This is a genomic window from Pseudomonas sp. M47T1 (assembly GCF_000263855.1).
Taxonomy (GTDB): Bacteria; Pseudomonadota; Gammaproteobacteria; order Pseudomonadales; family Pseudomonadaceae; genus Aquipseudomonas.
In genome coordinates, this window is record NZ_AJWX01000023.1 from 75,250 (window position 1) to 97,122 (window position 21,873).

Annotated in this window: 18 protein-coding genes; 10 read left to right on the forward strand and 8 right to left on the reverse strand. The window is 60.4% G+C overall.

Going from position 1 to position 21,873, the window contains the following annotated elements:
• Positions 1-83 precede the first annotated feature (83 nt).
• From PMM47T1_RS21475 to PMM47T1_RS21490, 5 genes are all read left to right on the forward strand, one after another.
• Positions 84-2,981 carry an aminotransferase gene (locus PMM47T1_RS21475; RefSeq protein ID WP_008372932.1) on the forward strand — a complete coding sequence of 966 codons (2,898 nt, stop codon included), beginning with the start codon at positions 84-86 and terminating at the stop codon, positions 2,979-2,981.
• A gap of 179 nt (positions 2,982-3,160) precedes the next feature.
• Positions 3,161-4,267, forward strand: a complete 1,107-nt coding sequence (gene aguA, locus PMM47T1_RS21480) for an agmatine deiminase (RefSeq protein ID WP_008372934.1) — start codon at positions 3,161-3,163, stop codon at positions 4,265-4,267.
• Between the two features lie 184 nt (positions 4,268-4,451).
• Positions 4,452-4,652, forward strand: a complete 201-nt coding sequence (locus PMM47T1_RS30425) for a hypothetical protein (RefSeq protein ID WP_081492690.1) — start codon at positions 4,452-4,454, stop codon at positions 4,650-4,652.
• A 262-nt stretch (positions 4,653-4,914) separates the two neighbouring features.
• Positions 4,915-6,204: an OprD family porin gene (locus PMM47T1_RS21485; RefSeq protein WP_008372938.1), complete on the forward strand. Its 1,290-nt coding sequence runs from the start codon at positions 4,915-4,917 to the stop codon at positions 6,202-6,204.
• 106 nt (positions 6,205-6,310) lie between these two features.
• Positions 6,311-6,880, forward strand: a complete 570-nt coding sequence (locus PMM47T1_RS21490; protein ID WP_008372941.1) for a hypothetical protein — start codon at positions 6,311-6,313, stop codon at positions 6,878-6,880.
• A 103-nt stretch (positions 6,881-6,983) separates the two neighbouring features.
• Here the strand turns inward: PMM47T1_RS21490 and PMM47T1_RS21495 are convergent, their stop codons facing one another.
• The 4 genes from PMM47T1_RS21495 to PMM47T1_RS28755 form a co-directional block, all read right to left on the reverse strand.
• The gene (locus PMM47T1_RS21495) at positions 6,984-7,373 is read right to left on the reverse strand and encodes a DUF3828 domain-containing protein (protein ID WP_008372943.1); all 390 of its coding nucleotides are present in this window, start codon (positions 7,371-7,373) and stop codon (positions 6,984-6,986) included.
• Between the two features lie 208 nt (positions 7,374-7,581).
• Entirely contained in the window at positions 7,582-9,768 is a 2,187-nt protein-coding gene (locus PMM47T1_RS21500; RefSeq protein WP_008372945.1) for a TonB-dependent receptor, read from the reverse strand.
• 108 nt (positions 9,769-9,876) lie between these two features.
• Entirely contained in the window at positions 9,877-13,239 is a 3,363-nt protein-coding gene (locus PMM47T1_RS28750; RefSeq protein WP_081492691.1) for an autotransporter family protein, read from the reverse strand.
• A gap of 128 nt (positions 13,240-13,367) precedes the next feature.
• Positions 13,368-13,784, reverse strand: a complete 417-nt coding sequence (locus tag PMM47T1_RS28755) for a PH domain-containing protein (protein ID WP_008372949.1) — start codon at positions 13,782-13,784, stop codon at positions 13,368-13,370.
• Positions 13,785-13,924: 140 nt separating this feature from the next.
• Here PMM47T1_RS28755 and PMM47T1_RS21515 point away from each other — a divergent pair, with 140 nt between their 5' ends.
• Positions 13,925-15,157 (forward strand): GGDEF domain-containing protein, encoded by a 1,233-nt coding sequence (locus tag PMM47T1_RS21515; protein ID WP_238536640.1) that lies wholly within the window; start codon positions 13,925-13,927, stop codon positions 15,155-15,157.
• Positions 15,158-15,367: 210 nt separating this feature from the next.
• On the opposite strand, the gene PMM47T1_RS21520 is transcribed toward PMM47T1_RS21515, so the two are convergent.
• The 3 genes from PMM47T1_RS21520 to PMM47T1_RS21530 are packed head-to-tail and all read right to left on the reverse strand — an operon-like array spanning position 15,368 to position 18,665.
• Positions 15,368-16,957 (reverse strand): M48 family metallopeptidase, encoded by a 1,590-nt coding sequence (locus tag PMM47T1_RS21520; protein ID WP_043301359.1) that lies wholly within the window; start codon positions 16,955-16,957, stop codon positions 15,368-15,370.
• Positions 16,957-17,310, reverse strand: a complete 354-nt coding sequence (locus PMM47T1_RS21525) for a hypothetical protein (protein WP_008372955.1) — start codon at positions 17,308-17,310, stop codon at positions 16,957-16,959. Before PMM47T1_RS21525 ends, PMM47T1_RS21520 begins: the two co-directional genes overlap by 1 nt.
• Positions 17,307-18,665 carry a CHASE2 domain-containing protein gene (locus tag PMM47T1_RS21530; RefSeq protein ID WP_008372959.1) on the reverse strand — a complete coding sequence of 453 codons (1,359 nt, stop codon included), beginning with the start codon at positions 18,663-18,665 and terminating at the stop codon, positions 17,307-17,309. The genes PMM47T1_RS21525 and PMM47T1_RS21530 overlap by 4 nt, the downstream gene beginning before the upstream one ends.
• A gap of 265 nt (positions 18,666-18,930) precedes the next feature.
• Here PMM47T1_RS21530 and PMM47T1_RS21535 point away from each other — a divergent pair, with 265 nt between their 5' ends.
• Entirely contained in the window at positions 18,931-19,509 is a 579-nt protein-coding gene (locus PMM47T1_RS21535) for a hypothetical protein (protein WP_008372962.1), read from the forward strand.
• Positions 19,506-19,904, forward strand: coding sequence for a hypothetical protein (locus PMM47T1_RS21540; protein ID WP_008372964.1), 399 nt, complete (start codon positions 19,506-19,508; stop codon positions 19,902-19,904). The genes PMM47T1_RS21535 and PMM47T1_RS21540 overlap by 4 nt, the downstream gene beginning before the upstream one ends.
• A gap of 304 nt (positions 19,905-20,208) precedes the next feature.
• Here PMM47T1_RS21540 and PMM47T1_RS21545 read toward each other — a convergent pair whose 3' ends face one another.
• Entirely contained in the window at positions 20,209-20,517 is a 309-nt protein-coding gene (locus PMM47T1_RS21545) for a hypothetical protein (RefSeq protein WP_008372966.1), read from the reverse strand.
• Between the two features lie 195 nt (positions 20,518-20,712).
• Between PMM47T1_RS21545 and PMM47T1_RS21550 the strand changes: the two genes are divergently transcribed.
• Both PMM47T1_RS21550 and PMM47T1_RS21555 read left to right on the forward strand, forming a co-directional pair.
• The gene (locus PMM47T1_RS21550) at positions 20,713-21,009 is read left to right on the forward strand and encodes a helix-turn-helix domain-containing protein (protein ID WP_008372968.1); all 297 of its coding nucleotides are present in this window, start codon (positions 20,713-20,715) and stop codon (positions 21,007-21,009) included.
• Between the two features lie 160 nt (positions 21,010-21,169).
• Positions 21,170-21,586 carry a type II TA system antitoxin MqsA family protein gene (locus PMM47T1_RS21555; RefSeq protein ID WP_008372971.1) on the forward strand — a complete coding sequence of 139 codons (417 nt, stop codon included), beginning with the start codon at positions 21,170-21,172 and terminating at the stop codon, positions 21,584-21,586.
• The last annotated feature ends 287 nt before the right edge of the window (positions 21,587-21,873 follow it).

Consider the following 21,873-nt stretch of genomic DNA (forward strand, 5'->3'; position numbering starts at 1 on the left):
GGGCATCGAATTTTTCAATGCGCTTGCTTATCGACGGTGGCAGTGGCGATATAGGCGGCCTAACTCTAAAAAAGGTCTCCGCAATGTCGCTCGCCACGTTGATTCACCGGTCCAGCCAGCCCAGCCCCACCGTCAGCGCACAGCAAGCGCAGGTGCTGCTGCGTGCGCACTATGGCCTGCACGGTGCGTTAACGCCATTAGGCAGCCAGCAAGACCTTAACTTCCTTGTTGATACGATTGATGGACGCTTTGTACTGAAGATCTGTCACGGCGATTACGCAACCGTTGAATTGCAGGCCCAGCACGCTGCGCTTGCCCATCTGGCGGCCAAGGGGTTGCCGGTGCCCGCCGTGCGGCTGACGGTTGAGGGTTGCGACCTGTTGACCACAACGGTCGACGAACGGTCGGTGCAGGTCCGCCTGCTGCAGTACATCGACGGGCAGCCGCTGACTCGCTTGCCGCATTTGGGTGCCGAGTTGCGCGCCAGCCTGGGGCATTTGTGTGCACGGGTAGACCGGGCGCTGGCTGATTTTGACCACCCCGGCCTGGCCCGCACCCTGCAATGGGACCCGCGTCATGCCCAGGCGCTGATTGCCGAACTGCTGCCGGTACTGGCCGACCCGCAGCGCCGCGCGCAGCTGGCCGAAGCCTGTGCCCAGGCCGAGCAGCGGCTGTTGGCGGTGCAGGACGAATTGCCCAGCCAGGCCATCCACCTGGACATTACCGATGACAACAGCGTGTGGCATCGCGATGCCCAGCGCCGCTGGCAATTGGGCGGGTTGATCGACTTCGGCGACCTGGTGCGCACCTGGCGGGTAGCCGACCTGAGCGTGACCTGCGCTGCGCTGCTGCACCACGCCGAGGGTGACCCCTTCGCGATCCTTCCCGCCATCAAGGCCTACGCCTGCGCCAACCCTCTGACCCGCGCCGAATGGCTGGCGTTGTGGCCGTTGATTGTCGCGCGCGCCGCCGTGGTAGTGCTCAGCAGCGAACAGCAACTGAGCGTGGCCGCCGATAACCGCTACGTGGCCGACAACCTCGCCCATGAGTGGGAAATTTTCGATGTCGCCACCTCCGTGCCTTTTGACCTGATGGAAGCGGCAATCTTGCAAGCGGTGGGCCAGGAGCTGCCACCGGTGGCGTTGGGCGACTGCGCGTCACTGCTGCCAGGTATCGACGCGCAAGCCTTCGAGCGCGTCGACCTGGGCGTGTTGAGCGAGCATTTCATCGAGGGCAATTGGGAGGCGCCAGGCATTGACGAGCGGCTGTTGGCCGGTTATCCACAGGCCAGTTCGTTGTACGGCCAATATCGGTTGTCCCGCACGCGCATCGACAGCGCCGTTGAGCCACACACCTGTGCCCTTCACGTCGAACTCAACGTGCCGGCAGGCACGAGGGTGCAGGCACCGTTTGCCGGTTTGCTGCGGCGTGCCGCTGACGCTGGGCTGTGGCTGGTGGGCGAGGGCATCAGCCTGCACTTGTGGGGGGTAAACAGCGACCTGGCCGAAGGCGCCAGGCTTGCGCGCGGCGAGGCACTGGGTCACACCCAGGGGCTGTTGCTGGTGCAGTTGTGCCGCGCCGAGGAAATCAGCCCGCCGCTGTTTGCCGCGCCGTCCCGCGCGCAGGCGTGGCTGGCGTTGTGCCCTTCGCCCAAGGGGTTGCTGGGGTTTGATTGCGACGCCGCGCCACTTGCCGACGCGCAGGCGCTTCTGGCGCGTCGCGACGCCAGCTTTGCCCGCTCGCAGAAGCATTATTACCAGGCTCCGCCACAGATCGAGCGAGGCTGGCGCAACCACCTCATCGACATGCAAGGGCGCTCGTACCTGGACATGCTCAACAACGTGGCGGTGCTGGGCCACGGCCACCCGCGCATGGCGGCGGTGGCGGCGCGCCAGTGGTCGCTGCTCAATACCAATTCGCGCTTTCACTACGCGGCCATTGCCGAGTTCTCCGAACGCTTGCTGGCGCTGGCGCCGGAAGGTTTTGACCGAGTGTTCCTGGTGAACAGCGGCACCGAGGCCAACGACCTGGCTATACGCCTGGCCTGGGCCGCCAGTGGCGGGCGCGACATGCTCAGCGTGCTGGAGGCCTATCACGGCTGGTCGGTAGCCACCGATGCCATTTCCACCTCGATTGCCGATAACCCCCAAGCCCTCAGCACACGCCCCGACTGGGTACACCCGGTGACGGCACCCAACACCTACCGCGGTGCTTTCCGTGGCGCGCACAGCGCCGCCGGTTATGTGCAGAATGTCGACGAAACGCTGGCGCACCTTGCTGCGCAGCAACGCCAGGTGGCGGGCTTCATTTGCGAGCCGGTGTATGGCAACGCAGGCGGCATCGCGCTGCCAGCCGGTTACCTGCAACAGGTTTACGCCAAGGTTCGCGCCCAGGGCGGCGTGTGCATCGCCGACGAAGTGCAGGTGGGTTACGGTCGTCTGGGCGAACATTTCTGGGGCTTCGAAGAGCAAGGCGTGGTGCCGGACATCATCACCATGGCCAAGGGCATGGGCAACGGTCACCCGTTGGGCGCGGTCATCACCCGCCGGGAAATTGCCGAAGCGTTGGAGGCCGAGGGTTATTTCTTCTCGTCGGCCGGCGGCAGCCCGGTCAGTTGCCAGATCGGCAAGGCGGTGCTCGATGTGATGAGCCAAGAGGGGCTGTGGGAAAACGCCCGCGTGGTGGGCGGCCATTTCAAGGCGCGCCTCGAAGCGCTGATCGACACCCACCCGCTGGTGGGTGCGGTGCATGGCTCTGGCTTCTATCTGGGGGTGGAGTTGGTGCGTAATCGCGAAACGCTGGAGCCGGCCACCGAAGAAACTGCGTTGCTGTGCGAGCGCTTGCGCGAGCTGGGTATCTTCATGCAGCCAACGGGTGACTACCTGAACATCCTCAAGATCAAGCCGCCGATGGTGACGACGCGCCAGAGCGTGGACTTCTTCGTCGACTGCGTGGAGAAGGTGCTTTCCGAGGATTTATAATGCCGATAACTATCGAATTGTGTATCCGCTGTCGCGGGTATAATCGCATTGAATGCCGCATTAATTTCAAGTCTTTGCTTTAAATATCGATATTTATCGGCTATAACGTACCCGGATATTTACTGATCCTTCTTGCTTGAGGGATTGTTGATGACTGCAACGACCAGCAGGACACAGCCATGACCACATTCACGAGTACCCCACGCGCCGACGGCTTCCACATGCCAGCCGAATGGGCCCCGCAAACCCAGGTATGGATGGTGTGGCCAGAGCGCCCGGACAACTGGCGCCTGGGTGGCAAGCCTGTGCAGGCTGCCCACGTGGTGCTGGCCAAGGCCATCGCCCGTTTCGAGCCTGTCACCGTTGCCGTTTCCGCCGGCCAGTACGACAACGCCCGTGCCCGCCTGGACGCGCCGAACATTCGCGTGGTGGAAATCAGCAACGACGACGCCTGGGTGCGTGACACCGGGCCTACCTTCGTCATCAACGACCAGGGTGAAGTGCGTGGCGTGGACTGGGGCTTCAACGCCTGGGGCGGCTTTGACGGTGGGCTGTATTCGCCGTGGAACCGCGACGAGCAACTGGCCAGCAAGGTCATGGAAATCGAGCGTTGCGGCCGTTACCACACCGAGGGCTTCGTGCTGGAAGGCGGCTCCATTCATGTGGATGGTGAAGGCACCTTGGTAACCACCGAGGAATGCCTGCTGAACCGCAACCGCAACCCGCACCTTAGCCGTGAAGAAATTGAAGCCGTGCTGCGCGATCACCTGGCCGTGGACACCATTGTCTGGCTGCCCGATGGCCTGTTCAACGACGAGACCGACGGCCACGTCGACAACTTCTGTTGTTACGTTCGCCCAGGTGAAGTGTTACTGGCCTGGACCGATGATTCCAACGACCCCAACTACGCACGCTGCCGGGCAGCCATGAACGTATTGGCAAACACCAAGGATGCGCGCGGCCGCACCTTTGTGGTGCATAAGATGCCCATTCCCGGCCCATTGTATGCAACTGCTGAAGAATGCGATGGCGTCGATCCAGTAGCGGGCACCCAAGAGCGCAACCCTTCAGTGCGCCTGGCGGGCTCCTACGTCAACTTCCTGATCGTCAATGGCGGCATCATCGCGCCTAGCTTCGATGACCCCAAAGATGCCGAGGCAAAAGTGATTTTGCAGGGCATCTTCCCCGATCATGAAGTCATCATGATCCCTGGGCGCGAGCTGCTATTAGGCGGCGGCAACATTCATTGCCTCACTCAGCAGCAGCCTGCACCGCGCAAAGCCTGATCGAAAGGTCAAATGAAGAACCCGTCATCTGGCGGGTTTTTTGTATCTGCGTGGATATGTTGGTATGCCATGGCACACCTTTTGTATCGGTTTCCTCGGCTTAAATGGCGGCACGTGTCAATCGTACTGTCATAAAGCGTGGGTAAGTTTGCCGCTCACGGAACCGGGGAAAACAGGTGTCGATATGAACGCAATCAGTGAGCCGGCTTCGCACTCATCGCCCATCACTGCAGAGTCGTTGCAGCGGGTGGCGCAATGGTTGAAATGTAACGGCGGCATCAGGCTACAGAAGCCAGATCCCATTCAGGTACTTAGTGAGCGTTATCCAGCCGGGCTGCTCAGCCAGGCAGAGCTGGAAGCATTGTTGGGCTCCTTTCACCATTAGATCGGTCGTCACGACGATGCACCATTCAGAGGCATGGAGCCTCTCCTTCCTTGTTGCGACAATTTGGTTATAACCACCGAACTCCTTTGAAATTGACACTTTGGTGGGGCCCCCGCTAGGATTCCGCCCAACGCCTGTGGCTAACAGCCACCTGTCCAGTATTCGATAAGGCCCGCGTTGCATTCCTGCACGTGGGCCTTTGCATTTTGCGTCGGGGAAACGTACTGGGCGGGGCGTCTTAACCAGCAATAAGGAAAACAAGATGTTGAATTCACGTATCGGTCTGATCGCCTTGGGCCTGATGGGCGCCACTCAGGCAATGGCCAGCGATCAAGACGATGCCAAGGGCTTTGTCGAAGACAGCCACCTGTCGGTGTTGGCACGTAACGCCTACATCAACCGTGATTATAAAAACGGTAAAGACGACAAATCCGAGTGGGGCCAGGCTTTCATCGGTACTTTCACTTCCGGCTTCACTCAAGGCACCGTGGGCGTGGGCGTTGATGCCTTCGGCCTGTATGCCAAGAACCTGGAACAGTCCGACAGCCGCAGTGGCGCTGGCGGTATCGACTTTTTCCGTCAGGGTAACGACGGCTCGCCTGCCAGCGACCTGGCTCGCGCCGGCGCCGCAGTGAAATTCCGCATCTCCAACACCGTCATCAAGTACGGCGACCAGATGCCGTCGCTGCCGGTACTGAGCTACGACAACAGCCGCCTGCTGCCGGAAAGCTTCACCGGTACCCTGGTCACCTCCAAGGAAATCGAAGGCCTGGAGCTGAACGTCGGTCACTTCACCGAAGAAGCGCAGAAAAGCGCCGAAGGCCGTGACAGCGGTGATCTGAAAAGCCTGAACGTATACGGCGGCAGCTATGCTTTCACCGATCGCTTCAAGGCATCGCTGTATGGCACCACCATCGAAAACGTCGGCAAGAAACAGTACCTGGGCATGACCTATGTACTGCCGATCCAGAAAGACCAGTCGCTGACCTTTGACTTCAACGGTTACAAGACTGAACTGGACAGCCAGTGGGCTGACGATAACAGCACAGGCCGCGACAACACCATCTGGAGCCTGGCGGCTACCTACGCTGTAGGCCCGCACTCGTTCATGGTCGCGCACCAGAGCAGTACCGGCAGCACCGGCTACAACTACGGTGGCTACCAGCGCAACGGCGGCGTGGGCGACGGTGGTACGTCCATCTACCTGACCAACTCCTACTGGTCGGACTTCAACGGTGAAGACGAGCGTTCCTGGCAGTTGGCCTACGGCCTGGACTTCGGTGCCTACGGCATCCCTGGCCTGACCTACAAGTTTGCCTACGTGCGCGGCGACAACATCACCGCTGGCGACGCCACCGGCGGCACCGAGCGCGAAATCTTCAACCAAGTGCAATACGTAGTTCAGCAAGGTCCGGTCAAAGACCTGACCGTGCGTGTACGTAGTTCGATCCTGCGTGTATCGGACAACGTCGGTTCCAACAACCCGACGCCGTACAACTTCAGCGGTAACGAGCTGCGCGTGTTCGTCGATTACCCCATCAATATTTTCTGATTGGCCTGACGCACCCTGCGTCACCAACAAGCCCCGCGCTCTTGAGCGGGGCTTGTTGCATCTGCGCTACTATCGACGCCTTCTTTCCTACAGGACGTTAACCGTTATGCCGCGACTATTTTGCTGCGCATGGGCCACCAGCCTGCTGTTGGCCATCGCGCTGCCCGCCAACGCCAACCCGGTGCTGGCCCTGAGCGCCGCCCAACAGGAAATGGTGGATGGCATGCTCAAGCTCGATGGCCACACGGAGTATCAGAACGTGGCATTCGGCTTCGGTGTGATGCCCGGCGTGACCACGGCTTACCAAGGCAATGGCACTGACGATGGCGTGCTGATACCGCTGGGTGATGACCGTGAGATTACCGTCAACGCCGGTTACGACGCCGCGATGCTGGGCAGCACCAAGGCGCTGATGGACAGCGAACTGTCAGAGGTGGACCCCGGCGGCGTGCAGCGCCAGCCTTTCGTGCTGGACTCGCAACCGGCCGAGCAGGCGCAGTGGGCTGATGGTCAGTTCGTGCGCCGGGTCATCGTTGAATACCGCAGCACCGGCCCGGACGACGGGGTCAACTACACCCTGCGCCTGCGCACCGACGCCGCCCACCAGCAGGCCGACGGCCAGGCGTTCGACGCCGTGGTGAAGTCGTTCAAGCACTACCAGATAGAAAACGACTGATCCCTCGCAGGACTCGCAGCTGCCGCCAGGCTGCGAAGGCCCGCGCCGCGGGCCCGCGATCTGTACACACAGGACAGTTGCTGCTACGGGCGGGAAGTGTCTGTTACTGCTCGGTAGGGACGATTTCCACACCGGTGATCTTCCAGCCGTCCTTGTCCTTGCTCAACGTTACGTTAAGCACCTGGCTGTTGTCCTGGGTCGTGCCCAGCACCACGTTTTCCTGGGCGCTGGCGCCCTTGGTGGCAGTTTCGGTGACCTGGATGTGGGTCAGCCAGCTGTCATCGTAATCCTGCGACTTGATGAAGTAGTCCTCGTCCAGCCCATCCTCGCTCTTGGCTTGCTTGTCGATGGACTTGATCAGGCTTTGCGTCACGTATTGCTGCATCTGCTGCGGGTTGTCATTGAGCGGCACCTTGTCGTCGCTAAGACGCTTCAAGTACCAGCTATAAAAACTCTGGGTGGTTTGCTGGGCCGATGCAGAGGCATCGGCCATGGCAACGCAAAGATGAAAACCAGCCACAACGCATAACAGGGAAAGCAGACGCTTCATGATCAGTTACCCAACAGATTGAGTGAGGGGTTGACGCAGCAAGGCGCAAAAACAAAAACGCATAGTACAGAGACTGGGCAGGGTAGGACCAGTTGCATGGCGCACAAATGAAAACGCCACTCAGGCGAGTGGCGTTTTCATCAAGCAGCCATCAGTAGTGGAAGTTCAGCGTCACTTGCGCCGAACGCCCCTCTGCCCAAGTGGCGTATATAGGGTACGAAGAGGCGAAGTACTTGCGGTCGAACAGGTTCTTCAGGTTCAACTGCACGTCCATCGACTTGGAGATTTTGTACGAAGTCATGGCGTCGAATTCCGAGTAGCCCGGGGTCCATTTCTTCGTGGTGGACGACACCGACGCGTAGGTCAGGCTGGAGGCTTTCATGCCGGCGCCCACGGTCCACTTCGGATCGATGTCGTAATAGGTCCACAGGGTCAGGTTGTGCTTGGGCACCATCACCATCGGCAAGCCTGAAGAAGCCGAGTTGGCCGAACCGGCATCGGTGGTTACCGCGTCCAGGTACGAGTAACCGCCAAACACATGCCAGTTGCTGGTCAGGTCACCCGCGGCGCCCAGTTCCACACCGCGTACCCGCTGGGAGCCGGCGTTGATCATGCCACCCAGGCCATCGCTGACGCGGGCGTTGGTTTTCTCGGTTTGGAACACCGCCGAGGTCAGCGACAGGCGCCCGTCCAGCACGTCCCACTTGGCGCCCGCTTCAATGTTGCGGCTGCGCTCTGGCGACAGGTCGCGGTTGGTGGCGGTCAACTGGTCGGTGCCGCCGCCAAGGCCGCCGTTGGCGCCCGGTGGGTTGGCCGAGGTGCCGTAGGAGGTGTACAGGCTCAGGTTGGTGATGGGTTTGTACACCAGGCCTACCTGATAGCTGAACAGGTCGGCGATGTTTTCAAGGTCGGCAGCGCCCGATTGTTCAGCCTGGATGTTGTAGTAATCCAGGCGCACGCCGGTATTGAGCAACCACTGTTCCGACAGCTTCAGGCTGTCGAAGGCGTAGGCTGAAGCGGTGTTGGTGGTGGTATAGGTCGGCTTGCCCGGGAAGCTGTCACCGTTGAGGGTAGAGGTGCCGGTCCAGTCTGTGTCCGGGTCCCACTGGCCCACGTAGGTGCAGTTACCCGCCACCGAACAGTTGCCACCGCTGCGGATGTTGGCACCGGTGCTGTCGGTTACCAGGTAACCCTCGTACTGGCTCTTTTCATGGCTCAGTTCGATACCGGTAGTCACGGTGTTGTCCAGGCCCAACAGCAACGTGTGGCCGGTCAGCTCGGTCTGGTTGGCCAGGGTGTTGGTGGCGTACTTGCCGCTCTTGGCCTCCAGCAGCAGTTGCTCGGACGTGGCGTTGACGAACTGCGGGTTGGTGGCGATGTAGTCCAGTGTCGAACGGCCGTAAGTGGTGGTGTTCTTCACCTTCCAGTTGTCGTCCAGCTCGTGCTCGATGCGCACCTCGCCGGTGTCGGTCTGGCCGCGGCGGTAGTCGCGGTCTTTCAGGCCGTAGAACTGCGAGCGGCTGATTTCCGACGCCGGCGTGCCGCCAGTTGAACGAAACGGCACGCTGAAGTCCGGCATGTCGTCGGTGGACAGGTGGTAGTAGCTCAGCGTGACGGTGGTCGGCTCGCCCAGGCCGAAGGCTATCGACGGTGCAATGCCCCAGCGCTTGCTGAACACGTCGGTGCGGCCCGGCTGATCAGCGTCGTGGCCCATCACGTTGAGGCGGAACGCGGTGCTGTCGTCGATGACCCGGTTCACGTCCAGGGTGGTACGTTTGTAGGAATCGGTACCCATGCCGACGCTGGCGTCGAGGGAGTCTTCCAGCTTCGGCGTCTTGGTCTCTATATCAATACTGCCGCCCACCGCACCGCGCCCAGCGTAAACGGAGTCCGGGCCCTTGATCACGCTGATGCGTTCCACGTCGAAGGTCTCACGGTTCTGAACACCGGTGTCACGCATGCCGTCCACAAAGATCGAGTTGCGCGACTCGAAGCCACGAATCACCGGGCGGTCCGCCGACGGGTTGGCCGCCGCGTCGCCGCCAATGAAGGTAATGCCCGGCACCGTGCGCAGGGCGTCGGTGAAGGTGGTGGCGCCACTTTTCTTGATCACTTCCTGCGGGATAACCGTGATCGAACGCGGGGTATCGATCAGTGGCGCCGTCAGTTTGTAGGACGGCAATTCCTTGGTCTGCGTTTTCGAGTCGGCCGTGGCATCGACGGCGGTCGAGGGCAGGGTAATGCCGGTTGCATCGGCGGCGTGCGCGGGCAACGAGGACAGACAGGTAGCCGCGCAGAACAGCGCGGTGTGCAGGCGTGACGGGGTGAAAGTGGACATGAACTTTCCGCAAGGGGGGGGGGGCGAGGGAGCGGAAAGATAGAGAGAATGTAACTAAATGTAAATACAACATATTCGTATTATCGTTATTGGTACAAGCGTACCGTATTACCATGTCACTTCTACACCGAAGGTGCCTGTCACTTCACGCAAGCGGTCACTATCCAGCTGTTGCGCCCGGCCGACGGAAACGTACAGGTTGGTGGCACGGTTCACCGCCGCCACAACACCCAGGCTCAAGTCCAATGACGTACCGCCCAAGTCGGTGCCGATAGGCTCATCGCCAAAGGTCGCCTGGTCGCTGCCGTGCCGGGTGTCCCATACGTTCGCGGCCAGGAAAGGTTGCAGCTTGGCGCCGCTGCCCTGTATCTCGCCATGCACACGGACACCCACGCGGCCGGTCCAGCTCTGGCGGGTGTTGAACTGCACCGTGGAGTAACTGTCGCGCTGGCTGTCGATGAACAACTGCTGCCAGACCACTTGCGCTTGGGGTTCCACTACCCAGTTGCCTGTCAGGTGCAGTGGGTAGCCGGCCTCTACAGAGGCCGTTACAGCGTGGCCGTTGGTGTCGATGCCAACGTGGCGTTCGGACGTAGCGCTGCCGTCGAAATGGGTGCCCATCAGCACGCTGTCCACATACCACTGCGATGGGCCTACATGGGTCCAGTAGGCGCCCAGGCTGGTAGCGTTGGTGCGCGTGCTACCCACGTCCAGATCGTTCCAGCCCAGCGCCTGGCCTTTGATGTCCCCGCTGAGTGTGGCGTAGCCGAAAAACACGCCGGCCGTATCATTGGCCTGGCGCCACAGGTCCACGCCTACCTGGGTACCCCAGATCGAGCCGTCCAGTGACGGGGCTACAGTGCCACCCCAGTTCTTTTCCACATGTTCGCCAAACACCCGGCCCCACACGGCAGAGTCGCCGCCGTGCGCCGCCAACAGGCTTTGCTGGCCGCGGCGCTCGTCAAAGGTGCCAAGCGTGGTCAGCGCCAGGGCGCGGAAATTCTCCGGTATCACGCTGTACACCGGCACTTCCACACGGTAGAGCTGCACGGGTTGCGCAACGAGGGTGGCCACCGCAGGCGCCCCCGGTGTTGTGGCCGGGGTAACGACCCGGACGATGGCGGGTTGCACCGGCGTGGCGCCTGGATTGGGCGCCACGGGCACAGGCTGGGCCACGGTGGCGATCGGCAACACCGGCGAGCCGGGGGCAGGTTCAGGTTCAGGTTCAGGTTCAGGCGCCGAGGCGGGTGGCGATACAGGAAAGCTGCGTGCCAGGAGCGGTGGCAACGAGGAGCGCAGGTACCAACTGTCCGCCGTGCCGCTGCTGACGCCACCCCTGAACAGAACATATTCGTGAGCGCCCGCGGCCACCGGCGCTGCCAGCGTGAATGCGGTGGCTGAACTGCTGGCGCCATTTTGCCCGGCTACCACCTGGATACCATCGCTGTAGGTGGCCGCACCAGGCCCTGCGGCATTGGTCACCTGCAAGGCGGTGTTGCCCGATGCCGTGCCACCCTTGAGAACAAGACGGTCGGATGCCGAATTATCGCTACCCAGGTACGTATTCAGCGCGATGACGCCGTTCTGGCCAACGTAGTTGCCGGCCACCGTCAGCGTGTTGCCAACGATGTTGCCGGCCAATTGCACCTGCGCGCTATTGGTCAAATTGCCGTTGACCGTGAAATTGCCCGCAACGCCGTCGCTGAACAGCCCCAACGCATTCGCCGCTGCCACGCTGCCATTGTTATCCACAGGGCCGGTGACGCTGCCGTAACCACCCAGCGTCGCGCCCTGGGCCACGCTTACCGGGCCACCGCCGGACAGCGCCGCTTCGCCGTGCGCCGCATCGCCGACTGCCAGAACGCCTGCCGTCACTTGAGTGCCGCCGGTGAAGGGGCTGTTGGCGGTGAGCAAGGTAGAACCGCTGCCCGACTGCACCACGTTGCCACTGCCGCTGATGACACCCGAATACGTCAGCGCATCCGCACGGTTGAATACCAACACGCCGTTATTGCTGACATCACCGACAACAGAGCCACTGCTGCCCCCGTTACCCAGTTGCAAGGTGCCCTGTGCGATGGTGGTACCCCCGGTGTAGGTATTGTTCCCGGTCATTATCAGGACGCCAGTCCCGGACTTGGTCAGGCCCCCCTCACCGCTGGCTGCTTGCGCTAACGTGGAGTCGAAGCCCTGAGTGTCTATGGCCCCTCCGGGCGCCTGGATCACGACCGAACGTGTTGCCGCCAGGTCGAAGCTGCTACCCAATTGCAGGGTTCCCCCGTTGAAGATAATCCCACCGCTGGCGGCACCCAGGGCGCTGTCGGCCGCCACTGACAGCACGCCCTGATCCAGCGTGGTACCACCCGAATAGGTATTTCCTGTTGCGGCCGAAGGCGCAAGCGTCAGCGTGCCCGCGCCGTTTTTTTCCACGGCGCCGACACCGCTGAGCAACCCACTGTAGGTGCCGTCATCCGTTTGCTGGAACAGTACCAAGCCGTTATCGGTGACGGTGGGCGGCAGGCTTTGCGCGCGCGCCTCAAGGGTGCCGGCAGGGTCTACCAACACCCTGCCCGTGTACTGGGCATTGTTGCCGGTCAAGGCCAGCGTCCCCGCTTGTACTTCGGACACCGTCACCCCGGTTACCGAACCGGTAAGCGTCCAGGTACCCGGGTCGGTCTTGATCAGGCTTTCAAACCCGACCATGTTGCCGGGCAGCGAAGCCGCGCCATCCCCGCTCAGGTAAATGGTATCGGTACCGGCGCCGCCGCTGAAGTTACCCGTGATGGTCGAACCGGTGTATAGGCGCAGCGTATCGTTGCCGCCCGCCAGCAGCAGGTTGCCAATCACCATGCCCTTGTTGGTAAAGTCCAGCGCGCCATTGCCCGAACCGCCAATCACCGTACCCGGTGCTTGAATGACACCGGTCACGTTATTGACGATGGTGTTCAAGCCACTGGTGTTCTGCGACCAGATAGCCACGGCATTCAGCGCGCGCACCGTGCCGTTATTGATCAGCGTATTGCCGGGCCCCTGAAAGTTGATGGCCTCGGCACTTCCCTGAGTGCCCAATGCCAGTATCTGCGCCCCGGCCGCCACGGTAATAGTGCCGTTGTTACGAGTATCAATGGTATCGCCGCCGGTCGTGAAGGCGCCCACTGCATTGGTTGCCTTGGCGCTGACAATGGCATTGCTGCCCAACGTGATTACGGCGTTGTCACGCAACGCAATGGCATTGCTGTTGCCTACCGCTATCTGGCTGCCAGCGGCCAGGATTACCGCGCGATTGTCGGCGGCACCGGCATTGCCTTCGCCTACCTGAGTGGTCCACGGGGCCGGTGCGGCAGTGTCGCAGTTAGTGGCCAGGCCCAGTGTCAAACACGTTGCAGCGGCACTTGCACCGAACAGGAATTTACCCGCCAGCACCGAAGTTGCCACCCAATGGGTGACAACGCCGAGTGCTGTTCTGGGCATGTGATAGTCCAGCCGATAATTGCCGGGTAAACGAACATTCGTTAATGACTATAGTGCGGTTTTTCCGCCAGTAATCACTCGCGCCATAACTATTAACTTTCTAGAATGACCGTCTTGATAAAGGTGTATCACACCGGGTTACTCACCCCTTCAATCTGGCGCTTTACCTGCAAAGGGTCGTCCACGCCCTTGAGTACCAGGTCACTGATCCCGCGCCCGGTAATGCGCACCGTGCCAAACCCCAGCAACCGGCCCATCACGCTCTGGTCCAGGTCCACGGTCTCGATCGACGACAGCTTCATCTCATCGGTGGTACGGCTGATGATCCCGCGCTTGTGGATAACTCGCTTGTTGGTCACCCCGTACTCCTGGCAGCGCAGGCTCAGCCACTTGTAGATGGCCACGGGGGAGAGGATGCCCACGGTGACGATCGCCAGGACCACCCACAGCCAAACGTTGACCCAGCTGAGCCAGTGCAGTTTGAAAACGGCCTCGACCTGCTCGCCGGCCGACAGAGAACTTTCGATATAGGTTTTGCTCGCCACTGGGGGGCTCCCTTGCAGTTGATGGGCGCGACTGTAGCACTGTCGGTGGTCTCAACGGGACCCACGCCCTGTCGGCCAGACAGTTGCCTTGCTACCAACCTGTGCGATGATGGCTACAAGCCTTCTTGATGGTGACGAGCGTGGACGCTGACTTCGAACAGCCCCCCCAGCCAGACGTAATCGCTGACGAGCGCTTTCACGGACTGACGCGCCTCGCCCAGCGCCATTTTGGCGTGGCCAGTGCCTTGCTGATGCAGTACCGCGACGGCCAGCCAGCGCTGCGTGCCAGCAGCGGTAACCCGCCATCTGTCCACCTGGATGGCGCGCAATGCAACACCCCCATTTTCGCCAGCGACGGCCAGCCCTTGGGCGAGTTGATCCTGCTGGGCCGCAACCAGCTACATCCCGGCGAACAGCAGTTGCTGGAAGAACTGGTGCAACTGGCCGCAGCCGCCTTGCAGGCCGAGCAGCGTGAGTCAGCCCTCAAGTTGCAAGTTGCCGTTTTGCGCGAAAGCCAGGATCGCCTGGCCTTGGCCATCGACAACAGCGGCACCGGCGTGTGGGACCGTGACGTACTGAACAACCAGATCCACTACTCCGCAGGCTGGAAAGCGCTGCTGGGCTACGAAGCCCACGAACTCACCCCCGACCTGTGCGACAGCTACACCCGCGTGCACCCCGACGACCTGGCGTTCGTGCAAGCCACCATTCAGGCTCACTTCCAACAGCGCATCAGCGCCTACGAAGTCGAGCACCGCATCTTGTGCAAAGACGGCAGCTACAAATGGATCAACAGCCGCGGCAAAGTCGTGGCCCGCGACGCCGACGGCAAGCCGCTGCGCATGATCGGCACCACCACCGACATCACCGAACGCAAACGCCTGGAAGCCGACCTGCAAATCCACGCGAGCATCGACTTCCTCACCCAACTGCCCAACCGCCGCCACTTCATGCAACAAATCAGCGCCCAGCACAGCAACGCCTGCGTGCTGATGCTGGACCTCGACCACTTCAAACACATCAACGACCGCTGGGGCCATGCCACCGGCGACCTGGCGCTCAAACACTTTGCCGACATCCTCAACGGCCAACTGCGCAAAACCGACGTGGCCGGGCGAATCGGCGGCGAAGAATTCGCCGTACTGCTGCGCGGCACCAACAGCCGCGACGCCTGCGCGTTTGCCGTGCGCTTGCAGGAAAAACTGGCCGTCACACCGTTGATGCATGGCGGGCAAGTGATTGGCCTGACCGTAAGCATTGGTGTAAGTGATTTGCGCGATGGCGACGGCGGGGCGGAGGCGGCGATGGGGCGTAGTGATCGGGCGTTGTATAGGGCGAAAGAAAGCGGGCGCAATCGGGTGGTGGCGGAGTGAAACATTTGTGCGTAATTAACGCTTACCGTTCATCGTGCTCGGCGGCAGTGCAGGGGACCGTTCCTCCCACTCATTCGCTAGGCTGCGCGAATATAGTCTGAAGAGGTTCCCCATGAGCCAAGCTGCCCTTATCAACCCCATCTTAATCGCCTGGTCACGCGAACGCGCCATTCGGTTGTCTGTTTTGCCCGCTTGAGCTTGCGATTATCGTCAGGCCTTCACCGACGCCATCTTCTTGCAGCTCTGCCTGCGCGCCGGGTACTGCTCGCACTGCTTGAGCAAACTCTCCACCTGCCCGGTATTCTGCAACAGCAGATTGGCCTGCACCTTCTGCGCAATGAACAACTCTTGCGACCCCAGCGTGCGCTCGCCTTTGTCGATCGTGACCAACGCCCCGGCCGGGTCGCGTTGCCCCAGCTGGTAGGCAATCATGAAGTCATACAGCTCGGGGCTTGCCAGTGACCAATCCTTGATCGACGCCAGGTCCTTCATCGCCTCCTGTTTGCGGCCCTGTGTCAGGTGCAACGTGAACGACGCCTTGCGGATGCCCGGCTGGTTACGCACCGGAGAAGCCAGCGCCTTGGCGTTGGCGGCCTCGGCGGTATGCATGTCGTTCTTGGCCAGGGCGAAGATCACCGAATTGGCGTCCCGGTAAGCCTGCAAGGCAACCGCCACTGGCGCGGCATCGCGTACCTTCGGCCAACTGCGCTTGTCGACGTGTGCGCGGCGCTGCTGGGGATATTCGCGTTGCAGGTACTTGCGTAGTTCTTCGTCGCGATCCAGCGGCGACATGTGCGCGCGCTGAAAATAGTTGGTGGCTGTCTTCAGGCCATTGCTGAGGCCGCCGTTGATCAGCAGGTTGAGCTCCTGGTTGAACCGGTTCACGTTCAACTGTTCCAGCGATTCTTTCATGGCGCTTTTGCGCTCATCCAGAAAGCTGCTGAGTAAGGGAGCCTGTTTGCCCTGGTAGTCGTTCAGCCGCTCCAGGGAATAGTTGGCGCCACGTGATGCATAACCAGCGCGGATCATCAGGTCGGTGCCCAGCAGGTCGGCCTGGTCTTCCTGGGTACGCCCCCAGGCGGTGCTCCAGACGTTGTCCGAGAAACCATTGATCAGCGCCGCATAGATCACTGTCTTGCTGACGGTGTTCTGGGTACGCAGCGGGTTCTTGCTGACGAACTTCATCTGGCCGGTACTGCGGTCCACGCCCGTGTCGGCTACCACGCTGCCGAGCAGGATCGACGTGGCCAGGTTGACCATCATGTCCTTCTGCTGTTTAAACGCCGCGTCCCGATCGTGATGGTGCAGCAGCACATGGCTGATTTCGTGGCCGAGCATAGCCGCGATCTCGTCCTCGCTCTCTACGCTTTCCAGCATCCCCAATGGCACAAACACGTTGCCGTAGGCATCAGCCGACGGCCCGAAGACGTTGCTGTCGACGATGCGCACCTGTAGGGGCGGCGCCTCACCGGGCCAGCCCTTCACCAATCGGTTGACTATGCCTTGCAGGTAGTTTTGCAACAGGGGGATGTCCACCACGTTGCTTTGGCGGATATCGTCGGCCGGCATGCTGCGCCCGTCATAACTCAGGCGCAACGTGCTGACCCGCTGGGCGTCGAGTCTGTAGTACTGGCGCACCTCATCGGTCTCGACGTAGCGCGCCTTGAGCCGCGACTGGGTGGACGGGCCCACCAGGTTCATCATCGCATCCGGCGCGCCTTTAATCGTGCCGCAAGCACTGAGCACAGTGGCTGCCGCCAACCCCATCGCAACGCGGATACCGCTGGCTCGGGCACCCATTACTCGCAGCCGCCGTAACCCAGGCTGGACGGGTTCTCTTTGCCTTCTCCCTTGCCGATGGGCACTTCCTTGCAAGCCAGTTTCACCACTTTGGTAGGGTTCATGCGCAAATCTTCGGTATCCAGCCACACCGGCTTGCCCGCCAACTCCACCTGCACCAGGTCCAGAGACTCGTTGTACTGCAGCACCGGCAGCGGCCCCTTGGGCGCATCCTTGCGGGCCATTTCCCCAGCGTGTTTGCCCAGGCTATCCAGAATCTCCACCGGGTCGGCCAGGAAGCCCTCGACGACTTGCGTAGCGGCCGCCGCCTGGCTGAACAGCAGGGCGAAAAACAGTGCGATGGTTTTGTTCATCCTTGAATACCTTTGATTGGGCGAGGAACGGAGGGTGTGGAAAAGTATTGATTGAATTTTTCGCTTAACAACGCGAGCGATAACGTCGCGATGCCCAGCACGTTGGCGGGGGTGATATTCAGCAAGTACAGCATCAGCGTGATCCCCGTCAGCAATGCCATAAAGCCGAACCAGGTTGCCCACAGGCGCAATGTGGCGCTGTGCCCCTGGAGGCTTTTCGCTTCGTTTCTGGACGTGCGCTTTTTCAGCACGGCGATCAGCACCAGCAACTCGAGTTCAAGGGCATCCACCCAGCTCACGTCAAAGCCATCGAGTGAAACCGAGGCCGCATCGTGGTAGTAGTCCATGCCTTTGCTGATCAAGTTATCCAGCGCCATCGCGTGCAGGTACACGCCAGGTATTTTCCCGTGCACCGGGGACGTCACCAGGTCATTCACTGAGGTAACGTCTGCGCCTACCAGCACCAACCGGCCGCGCAGCAGCGAGCGGATTACCTCGCGATCTTGCGGGTCACTGGCCTCAAGGTCGCTGGCATTGAGTGTCAGCGTGGGCGCGCAGCGGCCCCGGTCAGAGCCCTTCTGTTTCGACGTTATCCCCACCCACACCTCGTGCAGCGATTGAGTCCAGGGCACCGAGGGCTTGTCGCAGTTGTTCACCTGCGCCACTTTGCGCTGGTTATCCGGCGGCTCGCTGCCCCACTGCAAGGCCATGGCTGGCGCATCCACGGCGGCATTCGCATCCTTGGGCAGTTCGGGGCAGTCGTAGGCTTTGCAGTACTCCCGGTACAACGCCAACGCTGGCGTTTCCATAGGGCCCAGGTCCGTGGCTTGCGCCAACGGGTACTGCCCGTTCAAACCGCTCCAACTCACCAGCGCAGGGCTGCTGACCGTGGTCAGCGCCCCTTGTGCATTTGCTTCATCAGCGTCCCCTGCCTTGCGCCCGGTATTGGCCAGAAACAACGCAATACCCTGGCGCTGATACCGGTCGAACACATTCGCCAACAACTGACTGCTGTGTGCCAAATCGGTCGTCGAGTGGTCATGGCTGTACAGCAAGTCAACAAAAACCGCCCGCGGCCTGTAGGCCAGCAGCCGCTTGAACAACTTGCTCTGCTCGTCGTAGGGCAACGGCCAGAAAGTGTCATGGCTATTGAGGTAGGCGTCGTCGATGATCACCACCGCGATCTTCTGCTGACCCTGGGTGGAATACAGGTGCGAGAAAACACGGTTCAGCCACTTGCCTGAAACAGCGTCGCTGGACGAGGTAATGCCGAAGGGATCGAGCAGGGTCAACAAGCCCAGCACCAGCCCTAAAACGTATTGGCGCAGGGTGAAGAAGTTAAGGCAGGCCGGCATCCATGGCTCTAGGAATTTTTTGAATGAGGCCGCTTTTTAAAGGAGATACAGGAGTGATGTCAAGATGATGGCGTCAATCGAGTTTTATTGGGGTGTGGATAACTCCCTGACACATCGAGCCGTGTAGCCGCTGCCGGCAGGCTGCGCTGGCCCTGACATTCAACACCACCCTTGGGAAATTTCGTACATCAATCCCCATCTCGCCAGCCCACCATGACCACGGAGCGAACCCATCGCTCGCCCTTGGACCCTGTGGAGAACCCGAGTGGACATTCAATTCAACCTCACCCTGGGCGCCCAGGAAATCGCCGAGATCGCGCAGATCATTGGCTGCAGCCAGGCGCAATTGCCTAACGCCCTGGCCGGCTACGGTAAATCGGCATTACAGGAATACCTAGCCATGATGCGCGGCCAGAAAGCCCTGAAGCGCGGCACTGACATCCTTGAATACCGCCTCTTCCTGATGGTGGAAAACGTCTTCGGCGGCCGCATCCCCGACGAGCAAACCATCAGCAAAATCTTCCAGACCACCGCCACCGAAAGCCGCGGGCTGCTGCGTTCCATCATATCCAAATACCAATACCTGCTGCGCGACGCCATCGACCACACCCTCAAGTGGGTACTCGAAGGCGCCGCCGCCGAAACCGCCACCGGGCCATGGCTGGTAACCATGAACAGCGTCAACGTCATAGAAGAACTCAACCGAAAGCTCGCCGCCATCGACGGCACCCTCGCCTCCATCGGCAAAAAGCGCGGTAGCGTGGCTACCTACGAAATCACCAAGTCCTCGTATGAACACCTGTGCACCGTACTCGGCGCAACGCCGGTGGCCTACGTGCCATGAGTGACGAGATCTCGGCGGCGAGCCTGCTGATGGCAGTGGTCGCGATTCTGTATGGGGCCTGGTATCAGGAAATCGTGGATGCGGCCAACACGACCGTCCCCGCGAAGCATGACAAGCACAAGCCGCTGGCGGCCGTCGAGAAGGCACTGTTCACTCGGTGCCTGCCGTTGGCGTTTATGGCAGTGATGCTGGTGCTAGTGTTCTCGCCCACGCTGGTGGGGATTGTTGGGCATGCCGTCTCGGTACTGCGGGAGCATGGGCTGGCAGCGTATGGCGCGTATAGCTCAGTGCGGACGGCATTTTGTGTGGTGGTGTTAGTGGGCGGCGGAATCGCGGGGCATGTGTGCTGGATGGCGCTGGGGTTGGCCGGGCTTTGGCGGAGGCTGAAGGCTTAGCGGCTGCTGATGGCTGTGGGCCGGCGGCCCTGCCTCTATTTTTTGGGCGGCCAACCGCCTTTGTGGGAGCAGGCTTGCCGGCGAGCCTTTTGAAACCGCGGCTTTCCAGACAGAAGGCTTTCCAAAAAAATCGTTCTATATCAACAAGTTATACATGTTGATAAGTCGATCGTAGCGAGTATCCACAGTGAAAATCCGCTGTGGATAAAATAATCCACAGATTTAAATGGGAGGTTGTCCACAGCCCGTTCGGCTGGGGGCGCCGAGATCAGAATCCCGACGTTATCCCCAGCCAGCCCACCCATCACATCACCTGGCGAGCATCCTCAATCGTTATCCACAGGCGATCCCTGAGCGGTTCAATCAGGCAGCGAACCTGGTCCGCATCCAGCTTGTCCGTATGCGCCGCATCCAGCAGCTTGGCCATCAAGGCAATGCCGTCATGCACATCCGCAGCCCCCTGAATCGCACCCCTGACGCCCTCCATATCCAGAATCATGATTCCCAGCATCGTCTGCCACTCCTGAAGCTGATCGGTGCTGACTACCGCCTCCGACGCGATGAACTGCTGAAGGTCATTCTGAAAATCATGCAGGTATTTACCAATATTCAACGCAGCTAATCCTTGCGAATGCCCGACACAAAACCGCCAAGCCCTTCGATCACTGAAGTCATCGCACGGTCATCCCTTTCGACCGCGCCGGGAGTGCTCTCCTAAAGAAAGCACAGATTCTGCCGAATACTAAGTAAGTCTTAGTATGTGGTCAACGTGAATCTAAGAATCTCTTAGCCTTTACGCGGCTAAAAAATGAGCACGTTCAGCAGGCGGTTGAAGGAAGCGAGGAAGGCGGCTGGAATCTCCCAGGAGCAACTGGGGATCGAGGCAGGCATCGAGCCGGCGTCGGCGAGCGCGCGGATGAATCAGTACGAGAAGGACAAGCATGTACCGAATCCGGAGATGGTGAGGCAGATCGCTGGGGTGCTGGGGCTGCCGGCTTCGTATTTTTATAGCGAGGATGATGATGAGGCGCGGTTGTTGGCAGCGTTTCATCGGATGTCCGAAGAAGAGAAAGCGCGCGTTCTTCGATCTGTACTAGGTGGTTAACCCGCGTTGGGCCACAACCACGCTACCTCTATCCGTTTCTCCAGCGAAAATATTCGAAGTCGACCTAATTGCCCATCAGGGTTTGCGGGGGCACAGCTCTACGCGTGATGCCGTACCGGCATGAGGAAGTCTCCCGTAATGTCTTCAAGGAAACGTAGTCATGACGAAGACGCAGCACTGTCTTCACTGCGATACGGCCAATGGCATGGTCCAATTCGACAGTCGTACGCTGGACGTCGAGTACAAGAACCTCAAGCGGGCAGTCCACCGCCTGTCCGGCTGGGAATGCCAGTCGTGCCAAGAGATCGTGTTCGATGGCGACAGCGCCAATCGTCACGCAGAAGCAGGCGACCAATTGATTGAAGATGCCCAGCAAGCAGTAGCTGCCAAGATGAAGCGGGTCCGCAAGAAGATCGGCTTCACTCAGGCAGTTGCCGTTCGCCTGCGTTCAGGCGGTGGGCACAACGCATTTTCCCGCTCCAAGCGCGCGGACGCACCACCGCCACAGGCTTTGATTGTTTTGATGTCGTTGCTGGACCGTCATCCCGACCCGGTGGAAGAATCGACCTTGCGGTGAGCCTTCTTCGTACTGCGTATGGTGCGGCACCAGACGTACGGTAGAAGTCAACGGAGCTAGGTTTTTTGCTGTGGAACTCGCTGGAAAATTTGGCGTACCCCATCAAGTAACTATAAATAAATCAGCTCGTTATAGCTTTCGGTGGAATCGAACCGGGTAGCCTAGCGTGATTGCCGTATTGCTTGTTTGGACGCAAATTACCTTGGCGGTTACTGTCTTCGCCATAGCTGATGATTGGTATTCCGCTTTGGATCTAGAAATAAGCCCAAAGCGGATTTCTTAAGCAT

Coding starts and splice junctions, on each gene's coding strand:
- PMM47T1_RS21475 (WP_008372932.1), top strand. CDS start 84: ATGTCGCTCGCCACGTTGATTCACCGGTCCAGCCAGCCCAGCCCCACC.
- aguA (WP_008372934.1), top strand. CDS start 3,161: ATGACCACATTCACGAGTACCCCACGCGCCGACGGCTTCCACATGCCA.
- PMM47T1_RS30425 (WP_081492690.1), top strand. CDS start 4,452: ATGAACGCAATCAGTGAGCCGGCTTCGCACTCATCGCCCATCACTGCA.
- PMM47T1_RS21485 (WP_008372938.1), top strand. CDS start 4,915: ATGTTGAATTCACGTATCGGTCTGATCGCCTTGGGCCTGATGGGCGCC.
- PMM47T1_RS21490 (WP_008372941.1), top strand. CDS start 6,311: ATGCCGCGACTATTTTGCTGCGCATGGGCCACCAGCCTGCTGTTGGCC.
- PMM47T1_RS21495 (WP_008372943.1), bottom strand. CDS start 7,373: ATGGCCGATGCCTCTGCATCGGCCCAGCAAACCACCCAGAGTTTTTAT.
- PMM47T1_RS21500 (WP_008372945.1), bottom strand. CDS start 9,768: ATGTCCACTTTCACCCCGTCACGCCTGCACACCGCGCTGTTCTGCGCG.
- PMM47T1_RS28750 (WP_081492691.1), bottom strand. CDS start 13,239: ATGCCCAGAACAGCACTCGGCGTTGTCACCCATTGGGTGGCAACTTCG.
- PMM47T1_RS21520 (WP_043301359.1), bottom strand. CDS start 16,957: ATGGGTGCCCGAGCCAGCGGTATCCGCGTTGCGATGGGGTTGGCGGCA.
- PMM47T1_RS21525 (WP_008372955.1), bottom strand. CDS start 17,310: ATGAACAAAACCATCGCACTGTTTTTCGCCCTGCTGTTCAGCCAGGCG.
- PMM47T1_RS21530 (WP_008372959.1), bottom strand. CDS start 18,665: ATGCCGGCCTGCCTTAACTTCTTCACCCTGCGCCAATACGTTTTAGGG.
- PMM47T1_RS21540 (WP_008372964.1), top strand. CDS start 19,506: ATGAGTGACGAGATCTCGGCGGCGAGCCTGCTGATGGCAGTGGTCGCG.
- PMM47T1_RS21550 (WP_008372968.1), top strand. CDS start 20,713: ATGAGCACGTTCAGCAGGCGGTTGAAGGAAGCGAGGAAGGCGGCTGGA.
- PMM47T1_RS21555 (WP_008372971.1), top strand. CDS start 21,170: ATGACGAAGACGCAGCACTGTCTTCACTGCGATACGGCCAATGGCATG.